This window comes from Cellulosilyticum ruminicola JCM 14822 (genome assembly GCF_001311925.1).
Lineage (GTDB): Bacteria > Bacillota > Clostridia > Lachnospirales > Cellulosilyticaceae > Cellulosilyticum > Cellulosilyticum ruminicola.
Map to the genome: position 1 here is coordinate 1 of NZ_BBCG01000052.1, position 25,883 is coordinate 25,883.

22 protein-coding genes, 3 tRNA genes and 1 pseudogene are annotated in these 25,883 nt (G+C 32.2%); 4 read left to right on the forward strand and 22 right to left on the reverse strand.

The annotated features are described in order from the left end of the window. Positions 1–97: 97 nt before the first annotated feature. Complete coding sequence (locus JCM14822_RS14265; protein ID WP_054743032.1) at positions 98–1,480, reverse strand: family 4 glycosyl hydrolase; 1,383 nt, start codon at positions 1,478–1,480, stop codon at positions 98–100. A 569-nt stretch (positions 1,481–2,049) separates the two neighbouring features. Between JCM14822_RS14265 and JCM14822_RS14270 the strand changes: the two genes are divergently transcribed. Further along, on the forward strand, positions 2,050–2,523 hold the full coding sequence (locus tag JCM14822_RS14270; RefSeq protein WP_054743033.1) for a helix-turn-helix domain-containing protein: 474 nt from the start codon (positions 2,050–2,052) through the stop codon (positions 2,521–2,523). Positions 2,524–2,630: 107 nt separating this feature from the next. Here JCM14822_RS14270 and JCM14822_RS14275 read toward each other — a convergent pair. The 12 genes from JCM14822_RS14275 to JCM14822_RS14325 all read right to left on the reverse strand — a co-directional run bounded on the left by JCM14822_RS14275 (position 2,631) and on the right by JCM14822_RS14325 (position 9,186). Continuing rightward, positions 2,631–2,712: transfer RNA gene (locus tag JCM14822_RS14275), tRNA-Leu, on the reverse strand. Positions 2,713–2,964: 252 nt separating this feature from the next. Next, positions 2,965–3,696: a hypothetical protein gene (locus JCM14822_RS14285; RefSeq protein WP_157047789.1), complete on the reverse strand. Its 732-nt coding sequence runs from the start codon at positions 3,694–3,696 to the stop codon at positions 2,965–2,967. 25 nt (positions 3,697–3,721) lie between these two features. Next, positions 3,722–3,958: an acyl carrier protein gene (locus JCM14822_RS14290; RefSeq protein ID WP_054743036.1), complete on the reverse strand. Its 237-nt coding sequence runs from the start codon at positions 3,956–3,958 to the stop codon at positions 3,722–3,724. 19 nt (positions 3,959–3,977) lie between these two features. Further along, a complete protein-coding gene (locus JCM14822_RS14295) occupies positions 3,978–4,598 on the reverse strand; it encodes an ATP-binding cassette domain-containing protein (RefSeq protein ID WP_054743037.1) in 621 nt (206 codons plus the stop codon). Continuing rightward, a complete protein-coding gene (locus JCM14822_RS14300; RefSeq protein WP_054743038.1) occupies positions 4,595–5,659 on the reverse strand; it encodes an ABC transporter transmembrane domain-containing protein in 1,065 nt (354 codons plus the stop codon). Before JCM14822_RS14300 ends, JCM14822_RS14295 begins: the two co-directional genes overlap by 4 nt. Then, complete coding sequence (locus JCM14822_RS14305) at positions 5,656–6,135, reverse strand: GNAT family N-acetyltransferase (RefSeq protein ID WP_054743039.1); 480 nt, start codon at positions 6,133–6,135, stop codon at positions 5,656–5,658. The genes JCM14822_RS14300 and JCM14822_RS14305 overlap by 4 nt, the downstream gene beginning before the upstream one ends. A 19-nt stretch (positions 6,136–6,154) precedes the next feature. After that, positions 6,155–7,534 (reverse strand): radical SAM/SPASM domain-containing protein, encoded by a 1,380-nt coding sequence (locus tag JCM14822_RS14310; RefSeq protein WP_054743040.1) that lies wholly within the window; start codon positions 7,532–7,534, stop codon positions 6,155–6,157. An 80-nt stretch (positions 7,535–7,614) separates the two neighbouring features. After that, positions 7,615–7,845, reverse strand: a complete 231-nt coding sequence (locus JCM14822_RS14315) for a hypothetical protein (RefSeq protein ID WP_054743041.1) — start codon at positions 7,843–7,845, stop codon at positions 7,615–7,617. Between the two features lie 56 nt (positions 7,846–7,901). Next, positions 7,902–8,126, reverse strand: a complete 225-nt coding sequence (locus tag JCM14822_RS20475) for a hypothetical protein (protein ID WP_157047790.1) — start codon at positions 8,124–8,126, stop codon at positions 7,902–7,904. Positions 8,127–8,147: 21 nt separating this feature from the next. After that, a complete protein-coding gene (locus JCM14822_RS20480; protein ID WP_157047791.1) occupies positions 8,148–8,309 on the reverse strand; it encodes a hypothetical protein in 162 nt (53 codons plus the stop codon). Between the two features lie 58 nt (positions 8,310–8,367). Further along, the gene (locus JCM14822_RS14320; RefSeq protein ID WP_054743042.1) at positions 8,368–8,562 is read right to left on the reverse strand and encodes a hypothetical protein; all 195 of its coding nucleotides are present in this window, start codon (positions 8,560–8,562) and stop codon (positions 8,368–8,370) included. Positions 8,563–9,116: 554 nt separating this feature from the next. Then, a tRNA-Gly gene (locus JCM14822_RS14325) sits at positions 9,117–9,186 on the reverse strand. Positions 9,187–9,364: 178 nt separating this feature from the next. On the opposite strand from JCM14822_RS14325, the gene JCM14822_RS14330 reads away from it, so the two are divergent. After that, on the forward strand, positions 9,365–10,066 hold the full coding sequence (locus JCM14822_RS14330) for an alpha/beta hydrolase-fold protein (RefSeq protein ID WP_054743043.1): 702 nt from the start codon (positions 9,365–9,367) through the stop codon (positions 10,064–10,066). 35 nt (positions 10,067–10,101) lie between these two features. Here JCM14822_RS14330 and JCM14822_RS14335 read toward each other — a convergent pair whose 3' ends face one another. Further along, on the reverse strand, positions 10,102–10,959 hold the full coding sequence (locus JCM14822_RS14335; RefSeq protein ID WP_054743044.1) for an AAA family ATPase: 858 nt from the start codon (positions 10,957–10,959) through the stop codon (positions 10,102–10,104). 20 nt (positions 10,960–10,979) lie between these two features. Next, positions 10,980–11,515: pseudogene (locus JCM14822_RS24600) on the reverse strand (cysteine hydrolase family protein). 199 nt (positions 11,516–11,714) lie between these two features. On the opposite strand from JCM14822_RS24600, the gene cobK reads away from it, so the two are divergent. Together cobK and JCM14822_RS14350 are read left to right on the forward strand one after the other, a co-directional pair. Next, on the forward strand, positions 11,715–12,473 hold the full coding sequence (gene cobK, locus JCM14822_RS14345) for a precorrin-6A reductase (protein WP_054743045.1): 759 nt from the start codon (positions 11,715–11,717) through the stop codon (positions 12,471–12,473). Between the two features lie 21 nt (positions 12,474–12,494). Then, on the forward strand, positions 12,495–12,758 hold the full coding sequence (locus tag JCM14822_RS14350; RefSeq protein ID WP_054743046.1) for a hypothetical protein: 264 nt from the start codon (positions 12,495–12,497) through the stop codon (positions 12,756–12,758). 439 nt (positions 12,759–13,197) lie between these two features. On the opposite strand, the gene JCM14822_RS14355 is transcribed toward JCM14822_RS14350, so the two are convergent. The 7 genes from JCM14822_RS14355 to JCM14822_RS14385 all read right to left on the reverse strand — a co-directional run bounded on the left by JCM14822_RS14355 (position 13,198) and on the right by JCM14822_RS14385 (position 25,640). Next, the gene (locus JCM14822_RS14355; protein ID WP_054743047.1) at positions 13,198–14,694 is read right to left on the reverse strand and encodes a C69 family dipeptidase; all 1,497 of its coding nucleotides are present in this window, start codon (positions 14,692–14,694) and stop codon (positions 13,198–13,200) included. 649 nt (positions 14,695–15,343) lie between these two features. Continuing rightward, positions 15,344–15,414: transfer RNA gene (locus tag JCM14822_RS14360), tRNA-Gly, on the reverse strand. Between the two features lie 211 nt (positions 15,415–15,625). After that, positions 15,626–21,079, reverse strand: coding sequence for a non-ribosomal peptide synthetase/MFS transporter (locus tag JCM14822_RS14365; RefSeq protein WP_054743048.1), 5,454 nt, complete (start codon positions 21,077–21,079; stop codon positions 15,626–15,628). A 12-nt stretch (positions 21,080–21,091) separates the two neighbouring features. After that, a complete protein-coding gene (locus JCM14822_RS14370) occupies positions 21,092–22,462 on the reverse strand; it encodes a glycosyltransferase (RefSeq protein ID WP_054743049.1) in 1,371 nt (456 codons plus the stop codon). Positions 22,463–22,475: 13 nt separating this feature from the next. Beyond that, positions 22,476–22,763, reverse strand: a complete 288-nt coding sequence (locus JCM14822_RS14375; protein ID WP_054743050.1) for a hypothetical protein — start codon at positions 22,761–22,763, stop codon at positions 22,476–22,478. Between the two features lie 5 nt (positions 22,764–22,768). Continuing rightward, complete coding sequence (locus JCM14822_RS14380; protein ID WP_054743051.1) at positions 22,769–23,791, reverse strand: glycosyltransferase; 1,023 nt, start codon at positions 23,789–23,791, stop codon at positions 22,769–22,771. A 1-nt stretch (position 23,792) separates the two neighbouring features. Continuing rightward, positions 23,793–25,640 carry a non-ribosomal peptide synthetase gene (locus tag JCM14822_RS14385; RefSeq protein ID WP_054743052.1) on the reverse strand — a complete coding sequence of 616 codons (1,848 nt, stop codon included), beginning with the start codon at positions 25,638–25,640 and terminating at the stop codon, positions 23,793–23,795. Positions 25,641–25,883 lie beyond the last annotated feature (243 nt).

A 25,883-nucleotide genomic window follows, 5' to 3' on the forward strand; every position in this document is an offset into this window, starting at 1 on the left:
GGTAAGCTTCAACTATATAATATCACTTAACTAAATGACATTGCCCTTATGACACTCCCTTTATTTTATGTATCTTTTATTTATATATCTCCTTTGCTTAAAGCTCTAAATATACTTCTGTATTTTTAATCATTTGATTAAATAATTCTTTTGCATCTTCTAATGAAAGAGTAACTAATGGATCATTCGCAAAGGCTCTAAATGCTTTTCTTCTATCTTTTGTAAGCGCTGCTTCTACAATATCATTTTGATTACAAATATGTCTTGTTACAATACTTTGAATAGCCCCTGGTAATTCACCTGCCATAAGTGGAATGACTTGATCTTTTCTAAAGAGTGCATTAGTCTCTACAATATTGCCAAGTCCTATATTACTAATCTGACCTTGATTTGGTAGGTTTACGTTAGTTACTAAATCTTCAAGACCTAGAAGTGCTTTAATTTGTTTTACCCCATCTTCTCCTGAAGGTTTAATCTCAAATTCTTTTTCACCATTTACTAAAGCCCTGCTTTTTTCTAATCTTTTTTCTAAATCTCGTCTGCGCCAGCTTACGGTTGTTAAACCAAATTTCCAATGCATAACCGTTTCAGGGTTTTCTACATACCAATTACCTTGCATGAATTCTGCTAAATGTCTATCTCCTGCTGCTGCAATAAGTCCATAACGTCTAAATAAATCAAACTTCACACGATTAGCACAAGTAAATGAATCATTCATCCAATTCCCTGTTTTCCCTGTTTCATAGCCCTCTACATAATATTTATCTACAAACTTTTTATAAATAGGCATTAAATCTATATTTTTATAACTTGCATGATCCAGCCAAGTAAAATGATTAATTCCTAAAACATTTACTTTAATCTCTTCTCGCTTAACATCTTCTATACCTTCTAAATCTTTTAATGCATGCGTTAATAAAGTTTGTGTATGAAAAACTTCATGACAACATCCAAATGCTTTAATCTTAGGGAAAACTGTATAAAGTGCCTTCATACAAATAGACATTGGATTTGTATAGTTAATAACCCAAGCCTTAGGGCAATTCTTTTCTATAGCTTTAGCAAATTTTACATACATTGGTACTGTACGTAAACCTCTAATTAATCCACCTGGACCTACCGTATCGCCTACTGATTGATAGATACCATAATGTTCTGGTGTATGGACATCTGATGCCATTTCATTAAATGTACCTGGTAAAATAGAAATCACAACAAAATCTGCACCTTTTAAAGCTTCATCTAAATCTTTTTCTACTTTATAAATCCATTTACTTTTTACATCATCTCTACCAGCTAATGCATTTCCAATCTTTTCATTATTTACAGCAGCTTCATAATCTATGTCATATAATTTTACAGTTCCTAAAAGCTGCTTTTCCATTGCTAAATCGCTCATTAAGCTCCATGCCCAGCCTCTTGAGCCTCCACCAATATATGTAATTTTTATGTCTTTTACTTTGTCACCCATAAATTTCATAGCTCCGCCCCCTAAAAAATATTTATATATCTATTTTACTGTATTCCCTTATTTTTTCTCTACTTTTTTTGAACTAATATATTGTTTTCTACTTTTTTTGATTTTATTTAGTCTTTTGTTTATTATTTTATGTTATTCTATATCTATATTAGATTTATAAATGGAGGTATATCTTAAATGGACTTAAATATGTCCCCTATTTATTCAAATGGATATCTTATTGAATATGCCAAACGAGATTACGCACATTCAATGCGCAAGCACCATTATCACGATCACTTTGAAATCTACTACCAGCTTTCAGGCGAGCGTTATTATTTTATTAAGGATAAATCTTATTATGTAAAAAAGGTGATATCGTCGTTATTAATACTTATACCGTACATAAAACAATCCGTGTAAGCAGTAAAGCCTATGAACGTATTTTAATTAATTTCTCACCTAAATATATTGCTGACTTTGCTACATGTATTACTGACATTGACCTGCTTAGATGTTTTTCAAATACTTCCCCTGTCATTAATCTTTCACCAAAACAGCAACTATTTGTAGAAGCACTTCTTTCTAAAATGCTTAAAGAAAAAAATGAGAAATTAGAGGGCTTTGAAACTTATTCCCGTATAAATTTAATTGAACTATTAATTACCCTAGGCCGCATTACACTTAAACGTAAAAACAACTATTTAGAATTTCCAAGTAGCTTGCACAAAAAAATATCTGAAGTAACTGCTTTTATTAATGAGCATTTCATGGATGATATTACACTAAGCTTGGTGGCAAAAAGATTTTATATGAATCCTTATTATCTATGTCGTACTTTTAAAGAAGTTACAGGCTCTAATTTTACACAATACTTAAATACTGTTCGTATTCGTGCCAGTGAAGAATTACTTCTTACAACCAACCTAAGTATACTAGAAATAGCTACTGCTACAGGTTATACCAATTCCACTCACTTCGGCCGTGTATTCAAACAAACCTTCGGAATTTCTCCTTTGCAATACCGTAAGCTTCATGCCAAAGCCGATTCTGCATTTTATTAATTTCTATATCGATTCACGCAAAAAAGGTGCCCCAAATTGCGACACCTTTTACGCTTCTTACCTAAAACAAAAAGCCCTGAATCAATAATTCAGGGTTTTTACCCAAATGCGGGCGAAGGGAGTCGAACCCTTACACCTCGCGGCGCTAGATCCTAAGTCTAGTGCGTCTGCCAATTCCGCCACGCCCGCAAAACCGAGTACTTGGATATATTACCATCTCTGACTCAGTTTGTCTAGTACTTTTTATTTATTTACATAAAATTTCACACCATTGTCCTAGACTTCTTTTGGTATACTCAAAAAGAAGACCGTCAATGTCTAATGTTAAATCAATTTTCTGCAACATGCTCCAAAATTTTTTTTCACCTAATGCTTCCAGTATAAAATATGCAAACCTGGAACACACATCATAAAAATAATTTGGAACTATTTCATGCCGATTCATTCTCCTATAGAAGCATACCTTTTTTCCTGTAAGTCAACAAAGTTAATATTTCCACGTAATTCCAAATAACTTCTATTATCCGAACATGTAATCTTCATTCTATATAATTCACATACTCCTTCTTCTAGCCAAAAAGGAATATTAATTCTCTTTTCACCTATCAGCAGATGCATAAGTTCATGAATAATAATACCTTCATCAGTAATCTCATTTAAAATTAAAATACACTTATTATTAACAAAAGCCCTTGTTTGCTCTCCTAGATGATTTTCCTTAATGACTTGTTTATACTCGTCGTTATTTAAAATGCAGCATCGTAATATAAACCTTGAATCATTACATATCTGTGGTAATATATTTCTTATCTGTCTATAAAGATATTTTATTCTCTTTATCATATCATCTATACAGTCTTCCTTTGAAGCACCATATCTAATGATTATTATTTCATCAATACTCTCAAATATTTGCTTCTGACATAGATTGCACCATTTCTTCAAGAAATCTTCTTCATTTGTCTGTTCTTCATTACTCTCTATTAGCATTCCTGCTTTCAATAGTGCTTCTTGAAGATCTTCATCTATTAATATACTTTCTCTTTGTAACCTACCTAATAACTGAATTAAATCTTCTTGGCAAGCCACTCTTTTTCCAGTTATTTCATTTGTAATAATATAACCCTCTGCCATCTTTTGAACATAAAGATATTTAGACACTTTTATTTCCATTTGTCTAACCTCGTATTCTTTTATTTTAGGCAGATTTCTTTTGAGCAATATATTCTGCAATATCTCCTATTGTTTTAATACTCCCTAGTTCCAAAGTATCTAATTCCACCTCAAAATGTCTTCCTAAATCACTTAATACAGTTAATAAATCTATTGAATCCATATGTAAATCTTCCCATATATTAATTTCTTTATAATCCTTTTGTGTACATAGTACATCTATTTCAGCTTCTTTTATAATCTCTATAATCTCATCTATCATTCATCTCACTCCTGACCTTTTATGCATTATCCCTTGTAACTTCCAGCTCATCTATATCTACTAACTTGCCATTTTGAAATTGATAAATATGATCAGCATTTTCAAAGGTTTCTAACCTATGTTCAATTACAATGACTAAATACTTCTTAGATAAGTCTTCTATAATTTCTTTTATAAATTGACTATTTTCTTGGTCCAATGAACTAGTTGGTTCATCAAAAACATATATCAATGACTTCTTAGCAAGAGCCCTTGCAATCCCAAGTCTCTGCTTCTCTCCGCCTGATAGATTAATTCTTTCACTAATCATACTATTATATTGTTCTGGTAATGACATAATACGTTGATGCATATTTAATCGCTCACATATGTGAATCATTTCTGCTTCACTCATATTTGTCCCATATGCCATAATATTTTCTCGAATTGTTCCATTAAATAAATCTACATCTTGTGGTACATAACTGATTGCCTGCCTTAATTGGTTTAATGCTATACTCTGAAGCTCTCTATCCTGAACATATATTTTACCTACTTCACCCTCATATAAACGTAAAAGTAACTTAATAAAGGTACTTTTTCCAGAACCAGATTCTCCAATAATCCCGATTAATCCTCTTTCTGGAAATGTAAGATTCATTTCATTGATAACCCACCTACCATTTTTTTATAGCGAAATTTAACATCTTGAATTTGAATAGGTCCTTTAATTATTTCTTTACTATCTTCTTCTAATTTTAAAGGTTCCTGTTGCATATTCAGATATTCAAAAACTCGATTAAAAACAGGACGAATTTGATTTATGGCTACTAAATTATTAGCTAGACTATAAATAGGCGAAATAAAGTTTTGAAAAAGCAGATTAATGGCAACTACTTCTCCCAATGTCATTTGTTTATTCATAACTCTATATGTACCAAAACCATAAATTAAACAAATACATACTACATAAATACTTTGCATAAAAGTATTTATCTTTATATTATATTGATTTACCTTAACACAATCATCTTTACATGCCTTTACATTTCCCAAATAATGTTTGATTACATTTGCTTCTAAGGTATAACTTTTTATAGTCTCAACTATGTTGACTGCTTGACTGATATCCACATTAAGTGCATCATAGTCCTTTTGAATCTTATGGGATACTTCTGACATCCTTTTTCTAAAAAGTTCATTACACAAAAAAGCAAGTGCAAAAACAATAATTGCAAGCCCAGAAACTGAAGGAGAAATAAATATCATCCCAATTAAAGACATTACAATAAGTCCTATATCCATAATATAATTAGTAAAAAAGTTAGTAATAAATTGCCCCATCTGTTGACTATCATTTAAAACATGATTAATAATTTCCCCATTTTGATGCTGGTCAAAAAATGACATTGGCGCTAAAATGACTTTTTCAAACAGCATCTCCCTTAATGAAGCTGTGATATCCTGTGTCATTTTATTATAAATACTACTTCTCGGATATGAAAAAAGCGGATTAAGTAAACAAATTACAAAAAAGATGCCTATGCCATATATAAGTTGTTTCATATCATATGATGGAATAACCTTATCAATTAAATAGCTTGATGCAATAGGCGCAGCAATTGTTGAAACAGTACATAGCACTGTTAAAACTATTCCTAAAACCTGTTGTTTGCTATAGCCTTTTAATAACTTTATAACATCTTTAATAATTATTCTCATACTGTTTTCTCTAAACATCTTACAAATCTAGTACGATAAGGTTTCATTTTCACTATTCCTTCTAAAATTGTTCTAGCTTTTTTATTATATTCAAAGGCATCTGCTTCTAGATATTTGCATTCTTTTTCTTTGGCCCACTTCACAACTTCAATGTACATTTGTACAGAGCCAGCAGCTTTTCTATATGCTTCATCAACATAATAATGTAGCACATAAGCATAATAATCATGGAAAAAATTAAAATCTGGATAATGTTTTTCAACTTCCATAAAGCCAACAGGCTTTCCATCTTCTATGTATAAAAAAATCTTGCTCCATTCACTTGTCAGCTTCTCTTCCAATTCTTTTCTATCTCTTTCAAATTTCATATCACCATGATAATAAATATCTTGACTCATCTGATCAACTAACAGTCTTCTCCATAATTCTTGTACTTCATTAATATCATCTATTGTCGCTTCTCTAACTAATGACATCTTCTTCACCCCTGCCTACTTATGCCTGTTGTCTAGCTAATACATACTCCTTAACTAATGCATTAAATTCTGATTTCTTTAATGCGCAATCTCTAGGCATATTCTTTTCTTTACCATTGCATGATAAGGCATCTGCATAACATCCTCCAGCACAATAGCATTCAATACTACAATCTACACAAGCTTCAATATTTCCTGGTTTTCTATCGATGAGTTCTAAGTATTGCTCACTTGTAAATATATCCCCTATCTTATCTAATGTTCCTAATTGAATTTCTACACCACTACAAGGGAAAACTTCACCTGCTGGATTAATACTAATTTCACAACCTATACCTGCACAGTATCCACCAACAGCTTGATTTAAAAATCTTTCAAATCCGAAGCTAATTAAACCGCCAAAAACATTTACTTTTTTTGTTTCACTATATGCAATAACATCTCTAATATAGTTAACTTGCTTATCTACTTCCGCCGCTGATAACTCTTTAATGTCAATCATATGTACATGTGATAATGCAATCCCCATTGAATAATTATATTTTTCTCTTTTCTCAACCGCATAATCTACTAAATCTCTAAGATGTGCATAATTATAGTCTGTACAGACAGTAGCTAAATTCATACTACATTTATTTTCTAATAAAATATCTACATTATGGTCAATGATTTCAAAACTACCTCTGCCGTCCATATATCTTCTCGTTAAGTCATGACAATCGCCTATACCATCCATACTTAATGCAACATGTACTTTATATTTAGCAAATGCTTCAGCAATTTCCTTTGTTATCAATGTACCATTTGTATTAATAATATAATTAACTGACATACCTTTATAAGCTTCTTCAATATATTCTAATGATTGTTTAATAATTGGCCAGTTAACAAGTGGTTCCCCGCCAAAGAATCGGATAGTCGGTTTAGTTTGAGGATTGAGTTTTGTCATTTCAAAGAAACGATCAATTGATTCTTTAGCTGTTTCCCAACTCATATTTTCTTTGTGTGTATATAGGTTTGAAGCACGTTCATAACAATATATACAATCTAAATTACAACGTTCTGTTACGACTAACCTTAAATTATTTACAAGACCGCCTTTTTTAATTTTTTCCTCATCTAAGTTTATCTTTTTAATATCAAAAATAATCTCTTTTTGTTCTTCTTCATTTTCTTCTAAGATAAATTTCTTTTCTATTAATTTATCTAAAAGAGGCTTTAGTTCAGAACTCTCATATATTTCTTCAAGTTCGCTCCAAGTCATACCATCTTTCAGTAAATGAATTATTTTTAATGCATCCTTATTTACATATAAATTTTTCCCAGTTTTTGAACTGTATATAATACCTGCATTATTTTCTTCAATGATGTTTAAAAATTGGCTTACCCTATAATTCATCTCCATCCTCCTCATATATCTTTTATTCTTTTGTATGACATGATTTAAAGCTAATCATTATTTACTAAGTAAATATGTAATTATTTACCAGAGCTACAAATGCTAATACTACAAACACTAACACAATTATTACTACATGCACAGTTACTATTACATGCACTGCAATTGCTGTTACAGTTATTACTACAATTGCTGCAATTACTACATGCACCACATGCGCATGCTCCACCACCACATGCGCCTTGATTCATTGCTTGATAGAAAGTAGTTTCTGCTAATTCCATAAAGCTAATAGATACTTTTTTTTGCATGTTACCCTCTCCTATCTTTTTAATATAAAACTCAATTTATTTCTATATACAACATACTAGCAATTAACAGCACAGTTACCACAGTCTGTACCAACACAATTACTCACACTACAATCAGTACCAACACAATTGCTACATGCGCTGCAATTACTGCACGCACTGCAATTACTACAATTGCTACATGCACATGCGCATGCTCCACTACATGCACCTTGATTTATTGATTGATAATATGTTGTTTCTGTTAATTCTATAAAACTAATGGATAAATGTTGTTTCATTTTTACCATCTCCATTTAAATCTATTTATTGCTAGAATTACTGTTACAATTACTACAGTTACTGCAATTACTACAATTACTACATGCACATGCGCATGCTGCACTACATGCACCTTGATTTATTGATTGATAATATGTTGTTTCTTTTAATTCCATAAAATTAATAGATATATGATCTTTCATTTTAATCATTCCCTCTCTTAATTTTTATTAAAATGTTATTTCCTTTTTACTTATACGACTATACCGCTACACCGCTACAGTTACTGCTGCAGTCACTACTACAGTTGCTGCTACAGTTGCTGCTACAGTTACTACAGTTGCTACATGCACTACATGCACATGCGCATGCTCCACCACATGCACCTTGATTTAATGCTTGATAATATGTTGTATTTTTTAATTCCATAAAATTGATATTTAATTTTTGTTTCATAACTATTCTCCTCCTTTTGTTGACTCTAAACCTGTAAATTTAAAACAATTACTAAATGTTCCTAATAAGTTAGCTCAAAATCATGCCATTCTTATTTAATATGAGCATTATACATTAAATACTCATACAAAGATTATAATTCTTTGTAAACTATTTTTAATCATTTAAATTTAACAAATTTTTTAACATTATTTGATAATATTGAATAATATTTTTTTCTTAATATTTAAAAATATTGATGTAAACTTCATATTTAATACATTCCATTACTGAATATTTATTAGGAGGATTTATTATGACAAAAATGAATACATTGAAGTTCCTCTCGATCAATCATATGTAGATGACAACTTAGTAACAGCTCCATCTTGGCCAGCACATCCTAGTTGGTTAGTAGACTATATTAAGTTATTCTAAAAAAATAAGCTCTATTAACTATTTCTTTGCTTAAACTCAATATTTTTTTCATACTGCATATCTGTTAACTTTATAAGAAAACTATTTTTATATACGAAAAAGGCGATACAAACAATGTTTGTATCGCCTTTAGTTAGAGCGGGTGATGGGAATCGAACCACGTAGTCAGCTTGGAAGGCTGAAGTTCTACCATTGAACTACACCCGCAAAACATATTTTCATTATATCTAGATTTATTGAGTTTGTCTAGTACTTTTTTCGATTTTTTATTATTTTTTCTTTTACCTATTTTAGTCCTCTAACTTTAATACGTTCTGCTTAGAGATATGTTATATTACTATATAATAAATTAAATTTTATACCATAGATTTAGGAGTACATTACAATGAAACAAATAACCTCTACAATCACTGAAAAACAAGTTGTTTTCTATGGTTCACCTCACGCCAACCTGTGTGTCCTTCAACTTGTGAGCTCTCATAATGAAAAAACTATCGTTCAAACCATTGAATTCTTGAAAAATGCTATAGGTGAAATACCTTTTGTATTAACTGCCCTTAAAATCGAGGATTGGAATACAGAACTTTCCCCTTGGAACTCCCCTGCTGTATTTGGTAATAATCATTTCAAGGATGGCGCTGCTCATACACTTTCTTATATATTAGATACACTGCTACCAGAGATTAATGCTCGCTTTGAATTAAATCCTTCAAATACCAAATATGTCTTAGGCGGTTACTCCTTAGCCGCCCTCTTCGCATTATGGGCCGGTTATAAAACACATCAATTTGATGGCATTGCTGCTGCTTCACCATCTGTTTGGTTTCCTAAATGGGATGATTTCATTCAAAACCATGCCATGCAAGCTAAAAAGGTTTATTTAAGCCTCGGCAACCAAGAATCACATACTAAAAACCTTACACTCAAAAAAGTGGCTAAACGTATACAATTACAATATGATATATTATCCGCTCAAATTGGTGATTCTAATTGTACCTTAGAGTGGCATCATGGTAATCATTTTAAAGATACTGATTTAAGGAAAGTAAAGGCCTTAGCTTGGACTATAAATGAATTATTATGCTAATCATAACATGCAGGCAAATATCATTGCCTGCATATTTATTTAAATTCTTCTTCATATTCTTTAAAGAATTCATAATAAGCACGTATACTTGATAGCTCCGACCATTTCTTTACTCCTATTATTTCTTCATCCATATCATAAATCTTTGCACCTTTTAATGCCAATAAAAATGGTGAATGAGTTGAAATAATAAATTGGCAATTAAAGAAACGTACAGATTCCTCTAAAAAAGCTACTAATTCTTTTTGCTTACTTGGAGATAAACTATTTTCAGGTTCATCTAAAAGATATAAAGCATTTTCACGTATCTTTTCTGTAAAATAAATAAATGCACTTTCGCCATTAGAATGTTCACGTATATTATTCATGAGCTTATGACGTACATATTTTGATTGTGTCTGATGACGTGCTGCATTCACCTTTTTAAGTTCATCATAATCCTCTAATGATTTCATTTGAAAATTTGAATACTTAGTATCTAAATATTCTTGAAATATTTCCTCTCTCCTTTGGTGAATCCCGTTATTGATTCCTCTTAAATCCAGCATAAAATCAAACACATCATCACTGGTAATAATCCGACTTTCTCTTGGTACAACCTGCATTGTACGAAATTTACACATTTCCACATAGTCTTGAAAAAAATTAGTTTTATTATATAAACTATCCCTCTGTAATTTTAGCGTTTCAGCAATTACATTGAGCGCCGTTGTTTTTCCTGATCCATTTCCTCCATATAAAATAGTTATTGGCTCAAAATCAAGGTTTACTAATTGATGATTTGAAAATATATTAAAAGGATAAAATGTGTCATAACAAGTTCTTTTTTGCTGCTTGAAGAAAGCAGCTTCTTGTCCTGCATCAGGAAAGGTAAAGCTTAATAAATAAATCATCTTATACCCCCATTTAATCACTACTCTACTACTTGAATCTGACACATCTTCATTGCTTCTAAAGCATTATTATGACTTGCTACTGTTACCCCAGCGCAACAACTTGCATCTACACTAATTTGAATTTCTGGGCAATAGGCTTTGATTAGCAACGCATTAGAAATTACGCAAATATCTGTACATAAACCTACTAACTCTATTTCTAAAGCATCATTTTCCTTAAATTTATGAGCTATATATTCGCCTAATTGCGTACTGCCAAACGTTTTTTTATCAAATACCTTATCTTCTAAAGTTCTAGTCTCCTCAATATGTGATTCAAGTTCCCATCCCAAGTGCCTTGTATGCAGTGCACTACTGGCAAATTGCTGCCTTCTTTTGTTTCTAGATAATTTGCTCCATGGGTATCTCTTGTATAAACAACTTCACTTCCATTTTCTCTATATGCCTTAATCTTATCCTTAACCTTTTCTACAATTGCTTCTGCTTCTTTAGTTCCGAGACTTCCTGTAATAAAATCATTTTGCATATCCACAACAACTAATAATTTACTCATTCTTCTTTCGTCCCCCTTTATGTTCTTTTTTATTTATTTTTTATTATACTATATCTACTTTTAATTATAGCCCCAAATCTTCTTCATTAATTTTATTTTATATTATTTATTTGTGAATTTACATGATTACGCTTTTAAACTCACAAAATATGTTAGAATAATTATTATTAATTACGTTATATTATTTTTAGGAGAAATTATGAGTGCTATGAAATCATATTTAATATTTGCAGGCACAACAGAAGGCCGTAATTTAACCGAATACCTACTTACACAAAATGCAAGACTCTATGTTTGTGTAGCTACTGAATATGGTAAAACTTTATTACCTGAGCATGAGAATGTCACTATTTCATCTACACGCTTAGATTCAAATGAAATTTATGAGCTTATTAAAACCCATCAATTTGACTGCGTCTTTGATGCCACACATCCTTATGCTGTTATTGTTTCTAAAAACATTCAAGAAGCTGCTATTAAAGCTAATTTGCCTTATTATCGTATCATCAGACCTAGCACAGCTTTAACCTGTACCGATAATATGGTTTATGTAGATTCTATGGAAGAAGCTGTAGAATTTTTAAAAACAACTACTGGTTCTATTTTGGCGACTACAGGTAGTAAAGAACTTCATAAACTCTGTGCACTTCCAGATTATAATAACCGTGTTTTTGCCAGAGTACTTCCAACTGCTGGCGTAATTGCACATTGCTATGAACTAGGCTTCGATGCCAAACATATCATTGGTATGCAAGGCCCATTCTCTGAAGCACTCAATGAGGCTATTATCATGCATACTAACGCTGCTTATTTACTTACTAAGGATTCTGGTGATGTAGGCGGCTTTATGGAAAAGGTTATTAGTGCTCAAAAAATGAATATAAATCTCATCATTATTGGTCGTCCACCTGAAGTAAAAGGTTATGCTCTAGAGGAAATTATGAATCTGAAATTCTAACAGGCTACAAGGAGACAGCTTATGGAACTATATATCACCGAATCACCTCAAGATTGTTTAAATAATATTTTAAAAGGAAAAAAATATATTCAATCCCCTATGATATGTGATGGTAAATCTGCTACGAAATCTATGCTCTATAATGCAAATATCATCTTAAACTTAGATTTATTTATTCAAAGACATTTACACTCTGATATGCTTGTAAATGTCCTTCCCCATAAGCTCCTTAAAATCCTTATGTTACAATTATTTATAAGGATTGTGACTGCAATATATCTTTAACTTCATGTAATAATTCACCTTTCCCTGTATCTGATAACTTTTATACGAAAAAAACAACCGCAATTTTTAAAAACCTTATCAATAAATCTCAAAAAGTTATACGAATCAAAAATGGCATTACTACAGTCATTAAAGATATTCCAAAGGCTATCCTATGTGCTTTCATTAGACATGAGCAAACTCCTGGTAATCTAAAGAAACATTACATTGGTTCTACCAATCAACTCCTTTGCCTAGAAGGCATCCATAACATTCAAGAACTTATTTTCCTTGATATCTATCCCCATACAACTCACCTTTTTGTAAACCCCATGCTACGTTGCATCCAGACAGCCTCTCTTATTTATCCTAATCAAACTTATACTTCTTATGATGCTCTCAATGAAATTATAAATAACCTCATAATATCGCCTTTTCATTCTATTAATACCCGTTTTTATTAATATACTTTTGCCTTTGTATCTGTACTTACTACAAAATCTTTCTTAGGTGCCTGACTCTTATCATTTGCTAACTTAGTCATTAGCTGGCTATATACATTATTTGCTTTTTCTATAGCTTCTTTTTGAATCCCCATGCTTACCTCTGTAGCATATTTAGCTGCCTTCTTATTGTTCTTTTTATAAAGTGTTGTAAGTGCTACATTGTATTTAGCTTGATTTGTAATTAAATCTGCCTGATACGCATCCCAAAATGCTCTTACACTGTTGCCATATCCTTGGCGATTTGTTTCAGCGAGTGCTGATAAACCTCTAAATGACCAATAAGCTGAATCCTTACTATATTCCTCGCCTTGTACTTTGTAAGCTGCATAGGTGTCTGTAATTAGATTATAACTTGGTAAATACACCGAATGTTCCGCATTCCCCATTGCAAGCCACATGACACCACCTACTTCTTTAGGTAAATCTGTAGTCATTTGGAATACATGACACTCTGCTTGTGTTTCTGTACCAATAGGACGGATATTTTCATTACCTGGTAAGTTCACATCATATACGGTTCCTTCATTTCGATAACGTTGAAGTGCCATCACATCTTCTAAACTTACTTTTTTGTCTGGTGTTACAAATAACTCAAATACCTCACTATTATAAGGCGTATTTTGCGATGCTGATAATAAATGCTGACCAGCCCAAGCACGAGAACGATTACCTTCTTTTAATGTTTCACCATAAGTTAATGCCAAATGGAATTTACCATCCTTTTCTTTTAAGAAACCTTTTTCTTTTGGTAAATTAATAATATCCGTTGAAGCCATCACATTTTCTTTATCTTCAAGATCAATATATCCTAGCATAAAACTATTTGGAATCACTGCGTACTTATCATCAGGCACCTTTACTGCCGCCCATTGATGACCACTTAAGATTTCCATATACCAAGCTTCATCTTGGTCTGCGAACATTACAATATTTCCTTCTGTAGCACCATACTTCGTAATAATCTCACCTAAAACTTCTACCCCATGTTTCGCTGAATTAATGCGAGGTAATACCACACTTAACATAGCTGCTTCTCTTAACCCATTTTCCACTAAAGGATCATTCTGCTCTACAGCTTCATTAACACTAGCGGAAACAGTAGCTGTCATCGCTACACCTTTTTCATTCATTCCGGCTTCTCCATATACACCATCCCCATGTTCTTTAACATCCGGTACCATTGTATATTTATAAGCTTTTTTAGGCTGACTAATCTTAAAGCCATTTAAGTCTTCAAAGTAATCATCTGCTTTATATTTAGTAGCTTCAACTACTATGAAATTTTTATTATAAGCAGCTCCAATATCTTCTGTTCTTCCCATAAGTATACTACCATCTGAAGTAACAGCTTTCCCAGCTACAAATCCTGTACAAGCTAATGTATTAATTGACCCCACACATATTGTTAATCCCACTAATCCTAATGATGCTAGTTTCTTGACCGCCTTCATTCTGCTCCACCTCTACCTGTTTATAAAATATTTCATATACATGCATTGTATAATTAATCATTATATTACTGTGTTTTTTATATAAAATCAAGTATTTTTTTATTTTTTATACATCTCGACGTATTTTTATACTCTAAACACTCTTCTTTAACTATATATCACTAAATGTTTGATGACCTAATGATTTGCACTTCTATACTATTTAATCTTTATAATAATAGGCTTATTTAATTTTGTATTATATGAAAAACAAGGTGACATATATACTACATCTTCCTTATAATCTATTAAAGGATTTTCTGAATAAAACATATTTTGATTCATTACATATTCATGTGTTGTTTCATCCTTATACCTCCTCACTTAATTCTAATTTTAGTAATGCCAATGCTTTTTTGTCTTATTACAACTGTTCCTTGAGGTGTATGTAATGCCTGTGCTGTCTCATTTCCTAAATACAGATAAGCCGTTTTATAAAGACGCTATTTTATACTATCTACCCTCTGGGCAAATTCTATTTTATTCATACCTTCTTTCTCCTCCATAATGATTCTACCTATTAGATAACTTTATCACGCATTTTGATTGCATATAAAACAAAAAAAGTGCTATAAAACTAATTTCTTAGTCTTATAGCACTTTCAGTTAGAGCGGGTGATGGGAATCGAACCCACGTAGTCAGCTTGGAAGGCTGAAGTTCTACCATTGAACTACACCCGCATATGCATTATACTTTCAAAAACAAATACTACATATAATGTTTAGCCGTTTTGTTTCAGAAATAATATTGATTAAATTTTACACTATATTTTTACATATGTCAACTACCTTTTATATTTTTCATAGAATAAAAGAACAGATATCGTAAAATTAGCTATGACTTTATGATATCTGTTCTACTAAATCATTAACTATCTTTTCTGAAACTCTATTAACTAATAGCCCTATCAAGGCTCTCTTGCATCTTATCCTTATCTTCATAAATTACAGCACCTGGAATAGCATCTGGTAAATAATCTTCCATATATCTAAGTGGTTTATATTCCATACCACCAATACTCCAAATTAATAAAACAATTCCTACTGATACTGTAAGTAATGCCATACCCCTTGTATCACCAGTACCAATTATATAACTTATCATTTGACTTACTTTACTATTGCTACTCATAAGTGGTGTAAATAAGTTATCACAAAGCACTGGTGCTAATAAAAAGGCAAATGGCCTAAATGCAAATACTAACATTTCGTTAACTGAGAATACACGCCCCTGCAATTCTAATCCTACTTTAGACTGAATCATAATTTGCCAGTGTGTATTTACAAAGGCAATAGACATACCAAACAAGAACAATCCAACTCCTACTATTAAAGCATTTGGTCTAAGTCCCATAAGAATCATAGACGCACTCGTCAAAATTAAGAAACCTACCATACCACTAGCTCTTCGCTTAGTGCCACCCCATAAACTCATAATAATAGAACCTGCTACAACGCCAGCTGCATTAGCACCTAAAACAAATCCTAATTCTTTTGAACTGGATACTCCTATTGCAAGTGGTGTAAAGATAACCGTTACTAAACTCATTAAGAAGTTCGCTACAATAAAAAATACAACCATAACTACTAAACTATGACGCCTTGTAATATAATGCCAACCACCAATTATTTCTTTCATAAAAGGTTCTTCTCGTTTTTTAAAGATACGTTCTGGGAATCTTATCATAAGCAATGTTGATACTGTTGCAAAACAGGTTACGAAATCTGTTAATAAAACCCCCTTCATACCAAGTAATTGCAATGCTCCTGCACCTAATATAGGACCTAACATCTGTCCACCTGAAGTAACAAATTGCAAGATTCCATCAGCTTGTCCCAAATAACATTTTGGTACAAGCATTGGAATAGCTGATAAGAAAGCTGGTCTTTGGAATGTACTACCAATAGAACCTATAAATACTCCTAAGCAAACATGCCACACTTGCAATTGGCCGCTTGAATACATGATAAAGACAAATAGTGTTCCCAAGATACCACTTAAATCTCCTAAAATCATAATTTTTCGCTTATCATACCGATCGGCTACTGCTCCTGCAAAAGGTGCTAATACAATACTTGGTACTAAACTTGCTATAGAAATTAAGCTAAAATTACCAATTGAATTTGTCTTACCATACATCCAAATACCAATTGCATAGCTTGATAAATTGGAACCTAATATTGAAATAACTTGCCCTAAAACAATAATAAAGAAAAGCTTCATGCTCATTTGTGTTTTAACTGATGTTTTGTCGCCTTCAATAACTTCAAGTTTTTGCTGCTTATTATTTCTTGTAAGAAGTCTTTGATTGTCATCTTGTGCCATTACTTGTTCTGTAATGATACCACATAATTCTTTAGGTTGATGTTTTTGGAAAAAGTGCCCTGTATCTTGAATAACTTCTAATGAAACCTTATTACTATATCTTTCCCATTCATGATAACGCTCTTCATAAAACTCTGTACTTCTATCCCTTGCACCAATAATACAACAAATCGGTGCCTTAATTTTTTCAAGATCTTCATTATAGTAGTTACTAGAATAATAATCATTTGCCATTCTAGCATCATGCCTAATCCCTGCTATAATAAAGTTTTCTTCCTCTACATTATTGGTTTCATCTGAATTTCCTAGACTCTTTAACGTTTCCCTATATACTCTATTAGACATCCATATATCTCTAGGGAAAAGCTTATTCCACCATTCACTAAACTTACCAGGTAATCTTGGAGATGGGAAGTTTGCTGCTTCAAATAACACAGATACCTTTATGCCTTCCTGCTCTAATGCGTAAGTAAGTGCAAGTGCTATAGCACCTCCTACACATTGTGCATAAACACTAATAGGCCCCTCAATTTTCTCTTTGACTTCTTCTACACAAGTTGCTACAAGTTCCTCTATAGTTCCTCCCACATCATCCGGTTTAGAAAAATCATGCCCCGGCATACGTACTCCAAAGAGCTGACAATTATCAGGTAATTCATTTGCTAAAGGCTGATAAGCAATAGCACTTCCACCTGCAAATGGGAAACAAATATAATTCATTTTCACTGGCTTATTGGTTTTTGGTGTTAAACGAATGAGTCTACCTTCTTCTTCCTTAGCTTGTCCTGAAATTCTTTCATAGAGCTCTCTTATGGTTGGGAATTTAAATAAATCGATAACACTAATACCTCTTCCTATAAGACGTGTCATACGAATTGCTTTAAAGGATTCCCCACCTAAATCAAAGAAATTATCATCAATACCTACTTTATTAAGTCCTAAAACCTCACACCATATATTAACTAATTCTTGCTCTACTTCATTACGTGGTGCTACATATGTTTCTTCTAATTGCTCTTCAGTAGATGGTACTGGCAATGCTGCATAATTAATTTTTCCATTAGCCGTAATAGGTAACGTATCTAAAATTACGAAGGCATTTGGCATCATATAGTCTGGTAATTTTTCCTTAATAAATTTTCTCAATGTAGTAGTTGTAACTTCTTTGTCTTTAAGGATTACATAGGCAATCATGAATTGGTTATTGTCTTCCTTTTTTACGTTTAAAACAGCTTCTTCTATGCCATCAGCTTCCCTAAGTACTTTTTCTACAGCACCTAATTCTACACGATATCCTCTAATCTTAACTTGTCTATCACCTCTTCCTAAGAATAAAATATTCCCATCAGCAAGACGCTTCACCATATCGCCTGTTTTATAAATCATTCTGCCACTTTCTAATTGAAATGGGTCCTGTATAAAACGTTCCTTAGTTAAATCTTCACGTCCTAAATAACCAGCAGATACCCCTTCTCCACCTATATAAAGCTCTCCGGTTACTCCATAAGGTACTGGCTGCATCTGATTATTTAATACATAAACGTAACTATTGCTGAGAGGTTTACCAAGTGGAATAGCTGAAATTTCATTGATACTCTCTTTTTTAACTTCATATGCTAATACAGAAACAGTTGTCTCTGTTGGCCCATAGTTATTAAAAACACGGCACTCTGGTCGATGTTTCCATACCTTTTTAGCTGTCTCTTTTGATACCGCTTCCCCTGCAAAAATAATCATCTTCCTTGGCACAATGTATTTTGCCTGTTCTCCTATTTGCAGAGCTTCAAAATGACTTGGTACCATCTTAATTGCATCAATAGCATTATTCTTAAAGTACTCAGCTAACCAATCTACATCTGTTGCCTTTTCATAAGCAATAATATGTACGCCACCACCAGATAAAAGAGGTGCATAAATATTAACACTACCAAGGTCAGCTGCAAAAGTTGTTATAATAGCAAACTGTAATGGTTCTTTAACCTCAAGCCTATTCATTATTGCCTTAATATAACTCACATAATTTCTATGCTTAATCATAACGCCCTTAGGTTCTCCTGTAGAACCTGACGTAAATAAAACATACATAAAGTGCTCACCAGTAATAGGCAAATTTAGATTGGCTATTTTATTCTCTGCTTCATTTTGGAGAAGTGTATCTACACAACCTAATCTAATATCTTCTACTTCTGGTATATTTCCAAGTAAATAACGCTGTGTTAATACTTGTTTCACATTTGCTTCTTTAATAATTTTCTCTATTCTTTGAGCTGGATAAGTAGTATCTAATGGTACATAAGTTCCTCCAGCTTTTAAAACACCTAACATCCCAATAATCATTTCAATAGAACGGTCCATAAATAAACCAATGCAATCACCTATCTGCACGCCTGTCTCTACTAAATGATGTGCAATTTGATTTGCTTTTTTATTGAGCGTTTTATAATCAACTTCTTTTCCTTCAAAAGTTATGGCAATATTATCTGGTGTTTTCACTACTTGTTCTTCAAATAACTTGTGCATAGTCAAACTTTTATCTGTTCTTATAACGTGATGAACTTCCTCTTGGAGCATCATTTCTTTTTCTGTATCACTTAAGAAATTTACTTCATGAATACCTATATCAGGATTTTGGGTTAACTCTAAAACAAGTTTTTTATAATGATCTGCTAAACGCTTAATTGTTTCTTTCTTAAAAAGCTGAGTACTATATTCAACATTAAGGTGGAACCTATTATCTTCTTCCCATACAAATAAATTTAAATCTGTAGTTGCCTTACTACCACCTAAAAGATATACTTCGCTATCCAAACCTTGAATTTTATCACTATTACCCGCTGCACTTAAATAGCTAAACATTACTTGATAAATAGCTGTACGACTTAAATCACGTTTTAAATGTAATTGTTCTACTACTTTTTCAAAAGGCACTTCTTGCTTTTTATACATCTGTAAAGTTTCTTCTTTAACTCTTTGCAAATATACTTTAAATATAGGCTGATCCCCAATATAAGTATTAAAGCTTATATTATTAATAAAGAAACCAATAAGCTGCTCTGTCTCTGGAGTAGGCCTTACTGCAACAGTCGTTCCAACAGTAATGCGTTCTTGATTTGTATAATGGTAAAGAAGTACTTGAAATGCAGCTAGTAGATACATAAATGTTGTACATTCATTTTTTGCAGCAGCTTGATTAATCTGTTTGGTTTCCTCTTTTTCAATCTTAAAAAGGTAATTATCCCCTTTTTCAGAACGTATGGGGGGCCGTTCATAATCCAAGGGTAATTCTATTTGTGGGATTTTATCCTTTAATTTATCTACCCAATACTTTAATAAATTTGCTCCCTCTACATCTTTTAATCTATTTTGTTGCCATACTGAATAATCACCATACTGAATAGCAAGTGATGGAAGCTCTTCTCCTTGTCCCGTATATTTATTAAGATAACTTTTTGCAAATTCACCTTTTAAAATATCCAAAGACCAAGAATCGATAATACTATGTTGAGCAACAATAGCTAATATATGCTTATTTTCTTCTACTTTTACTAGCATACATCTTAGTAACGGCCCTGTACTCAAATCAAAAGGTTGTCTTACCATTTGCTTAATGCTTATATCTATCTTTTCATCTTTTTCACTACTTGCTTCTTCCATAGAAAAATCTAGGAAAGTAAAATTCACCTCTTGATTTTGATGAATAACCTGCATAGGTTCACCATCTACTTCTTTAAAAGTAGTTCTTAATATTTCATGTCTTTGTACTACTTCATTTAGTGCTTCTTTACAATATGTAACATTAAAGTCTCCCTTAATGGTATAAGCCACGGGTACATTATATTCAATACTATCTGGCTGCATTTGATGCATAAACCAAATACGACGTTGAGCAGAAGATACAGGAAAAGTAATCTCTCCCGCTTCCCTAGGCTGTACAGGAATCTCTAATGCTTTTTGCTTCTTTTTATTGAGTTCAATTAATTTTTCTCGCTGTTTAAGCAACAACTTCATTTTTTCATCCATTATACATCCTCCTTATTTTTTAAGTCGCCCTAGAATTTGTGCTCGCTGTTTATCACTTAATTTAGTCAACATAGCGATTTTCTCTTGTTTCTGTTTTTGTTTTATAGACTCATCTTCGTAACCTTCAAACTCATTTTCACTATTTAACACATATATATAACTATCATCTTTCATTAATTCTTCTACTTTATCAGCACCTTTAGTAATACCATTATTTTCTTTCATTTTAAATGCATATTCCTTACATTTTTCAATTACTTCAGGCGTTTGAAGTTGTCCAATTATATTTGCAATATTTTCTGGTTGCCACTTAGATGTAGTCAAATAATTCCCCACTCCTAATGCTTTAATAAGTTCTGCATTATTTGGTCTATCTACAAAACAAGGTAAAATCAATTGGGGTACACCTGCTTTTAAAGCACCTGATAAAGTCCCCATGCCTCCATGATGAATGATTAATCCGATTTGAGGTAACACTTCATCCAATGGTAAATACTCATACCATTTCACATTCTCTGGTAACTCTTTAGGAAGAAGTTCCCTATATCTTGTAAGTACAATAGTTGGTCTTCCTGTTAATCCACACCCCTGAACACTACTTGGATAAAATAACGCATTAATTAACTTTGTAGTTCCACCTGAAATAAGCAATGGTTTAGGATGGTCTACTAACCACTCTTTAAAATCTTCTGGTACTTCTTTCTTAACTGCTTCTTTTCCATCCTCTATAGGAAATCCAATAGCCTCTATAGTCTTTGGCCATTGTTTATCAATCTCAGCATACCATTCTGGCCAAAATGCCAAAGTCATCTTTGGGCTACTTTCCCACTGTAACCAACTTTTAATTGGTGGTAAATCTACACCTCTACGAATTTCATTTAATAACTTTATATCATCCTTAGCATAAAACTTGTTATAAGTTATCATACTTATTACTTCTGTGGGATTCATCATAGCAGAAGCCAAAGGTAATTTATATTTTTCCGCTACAAGATGTGCTGCTACACTAGAACGATTTTTGCAAAGTATAACTGTATCTTTTCGCTTGCAATGTTTAAGAACCTTTTGATATTCTTTCATTCTTACTTGAAAACCTTCATGTTTTTTCCTATAGTTATCTTCATCAATTGGTTTCATTTCATCAATTAGTTTCGTTTTATCCTGCCCCAATGAATCACTATTCATCTCTTCTACCAGTTCAGCATACTCTTCTGGTGTATCCCATGGTTCAAATTCAAGCCCAGCTTCTCTCACAAGTTTTTCAAAATAACAATGTGTAAGTACTGTAACATCATGCCCCCTTTCTTTCAGTGCTTTTCCAATCCTTACAAAGGGAATTACATCTCCATCTAGCCAATGCGTACAAATCACAACATTTCCCATAATTATACCGCCCTTAGTTTTGATTTTTTCTTCTTAACAATGCTAGTAACTGTTCTCTTGAAGGTTTATTTGTAACTCGGATATTTTTTTGCTCCACTTTATCATTTAACTCTGCTTCATAATAATACGGTTTAATCTTTGGTATAATATGTTTCCATTCTTTTGCTTCATATACCTGATTATTTAAGTTAGCATAATAAATACACTTTTCTCTTACTTCATCTTGTAATACTTCTTTTAATGCTTTAGCAATCTCTTGAGCATCCCATCTACTTGTTGCAAACTTTCTTGCAATCCCCAATTTAGTTAAGCGTTGTGCATTATCAGCCTATCTGCTAAATGTGGCAAAATAATTTGTGGAATTGCTGCATCTACTGCTTCGCTTAATGTTCCCATTCCTCCATGATGAATAATGACATCTACTTCTTTCATTAATGCTGCTAAAGGTACATATTTAGCCCATATAATATTATCTGAGAGTGGATTTGGTACCATTTCTTCATATCGTGTCACTAATATACCTAAATATCCCGCTATCTCACACGCTTTAGCTGTTACCTCATAGAATAGAGGATTTAACATTTTACTACTTCCACCAGAAATTAAAACTATCGGTTTATTGTCTAATTTTGCTTTTCTAAGTAAGCAGTCTATTTCTTCACTATATCCTTCTTCATCAGCTTGTTTATTCTCTGATTTAATGTATCCTACAGGATACACCCCCTCTGGCCAAGATTCATCTTTTTGTGCAAACCATTCTGGCCATATCCCTAATATATATTTAGGACTATATAACCATTGTTTCCAACTAGAGATTGCTGGTAAATCCAATACTTCTCTTGCTTTATTAATCTCTTCCTTTAATGAATTCCCAAAAATCTCTTCATGCAAATCCATATGTGCGAAATAATTTGGTGCTAAAACAACTGTAGCATAAGGTAATTTTAATCGTTCAGCAACTAACATACCTGATATACTTGATCGATGTCTTGCCAAGATAATAGTCTCCTTATCTGTACAATGTGCTTCAATTAATTTGCATTCCTCAATTAACCTCTCTTTTCCATGGTACTTATTTTGAAAATAAATACATTCATCTCTATGTTTAATAGGATCAGCTAACATGTTTAAATCATTATTCATTGCTTCATATAATGAAGGTGTATCTAATGCAACAAACTCTAATCCTTCTTCCTTAGCTTTTTTTTCATACACACAATGAGAAAAAACTGTCACACGATGTCCTTCTTTTAATAATTCAGCACCCAACTTAATAAATGGATAAACATCTCCAGCAGTCCAATGTGTTACTAATAAAACATGTGACATACTATTCCTCCTCATCTTCCAATTCACTTAATAAACTTGCCAGTTCATCTTCTGAGAGATTTCCTAAAAGATTAGCTTCTACTTCTTTTGCCATCTCTTCTACTGTTAATGTACCAGATAAAATATCTGTTAAAGATAAGGTTGTTCCAAACATCTTATTTATACGAATTACTAAACGATTTGCTAATAACGAATGTCCGCCTAATTCTAAGAAGTCATCCAGCACCCCTATTGATTTAACTTCTAATAATTCTTCCCATAACTCAGCAATACCCTCTTCAATCTCATTACGTGGTGCCACATAACATTGTTTTTCTAAACTTTCTACTTCTAAATTCATTAAAGCTTTTCTGTCTACTTTACCATTAGGTGTCATTGGAAATTCATCTACTAAAGTAATCATATTAGGTACCATATAAGGTGGTAATAATTCTTCTATACCTTGTCTAATTTCTAAAGTTGTCACACCAGTTTCTGGTTTTATTTTTATATAAGCACATAACTTAGCATCTCGCCCATTATTAATTGCAACAACTACACCTTGACTAACGCCAGACTGCTTATTAATTGCTTTTTCAATCTCTCCAAGTTCAATACGAAACCCTCTTACTTTTACTTGAAAATCCTGTCTACCCACATATAATAATGTATCTTTATCTATGAACTTAACTACATCACCAGTTCTATAAAGACGTCCTTCGGCTTTATCAAAAGGGCTTTCAATAAAACGCTCATTAGTTAATTCTTCATTATTTAAATAGCCCCTTGCAACACCTATACCACCTATAAATAATTCTCCTTCTTCACCCACTGGAACAGGTTCCATATTTTCATCTAATACATATAATATCGTTTGATCTAAAGGCTTTCCTAGTGGAATGATTTCATCTTCCGGATGAATAGGTGCTATAGTTGAATATATGGTTGTTTCAGTTGGTCCATAAAGATTCCAAAGTCCTTTACAATTTCTACCTAAGATTTCTCTAGCTAATTGTATATTCCATGCTTCACCACCAATTACAATCTTCATATCCGTAGCATCTTCCCATCCTGCATCTAATAACATATACATTGTAGAAGGCGTAACTTGTATTAAATTAATATGCTCACGTTCAATTAATTGTAATAACTTAACGCCATCTTTTACTGTCTGGCTATCAGCCACAATTAATTTTGCCCCACTTATTAACGGTACGAAAAGTTCTGAGATAGATATATCAAATGTAATAGTTACAACAGCTAAACCTATTTCATCCCCTACTAAATCAAGATTATCTCTCATACATAACAAATAATTTGTCATACCTTCATGTTGAATTGCTACTCCTTTAGGTCTTCCTGTAGAACCAGATGTAAAAATTACATAAGCAAGCTGATTATTACTGTCTAAAGCATTAATATTCTCATCACTTTCACTAGCTAACTGCTCTACTAATTCTTCAAAACAAAGTTTTTTGATATTCTCACCTATATCCCCTTTTAAATGTTCTTCAGTAATTATGTACTTAATACCTGACTCTTTTAAAATATAATTATTTCTTTCTGTAGGATGACTTGGATCTAACGGTACATAAGCACCACCAGCTTTCAAAATACTCATTAAAGCAACTACCATTTTATCTGTTCTTTCCATATAAACGCCTACTAAAGTTTCACATTTTACCCCTAATTTCACCAAATAATGTGCCAACTTATTTGTATACTTATTTAATTCCTCATATGTATATTCATTCTCTCTAAACTTTAAAGCTACCTTGTTGGGATACGTTTTTACTTTTTCTTGAAATAATTTTATAAAATTCCTTTCCTTCGTATCTCTTTCTTTTCCTCTTACCATATATTCTCGCATATTTCCTCTCCCCTTCTTTTAAGAGTATTTACTTACTTGGCACAATTTTATCATAATATTTCGAATCAATAAATAAATATATGTATATATTTTGTAACTTTCTACTTATAGCTATAAATTTTTATCCAAAAAATTGTTATATCTTACAATTTTCTAAGGTATATTATTCTCTAAATTTGTTCAACAAAAAAAGACATCCTCTCGGATGTCTTCTCTTCTGTACTTTATCTACTCATACTCTGA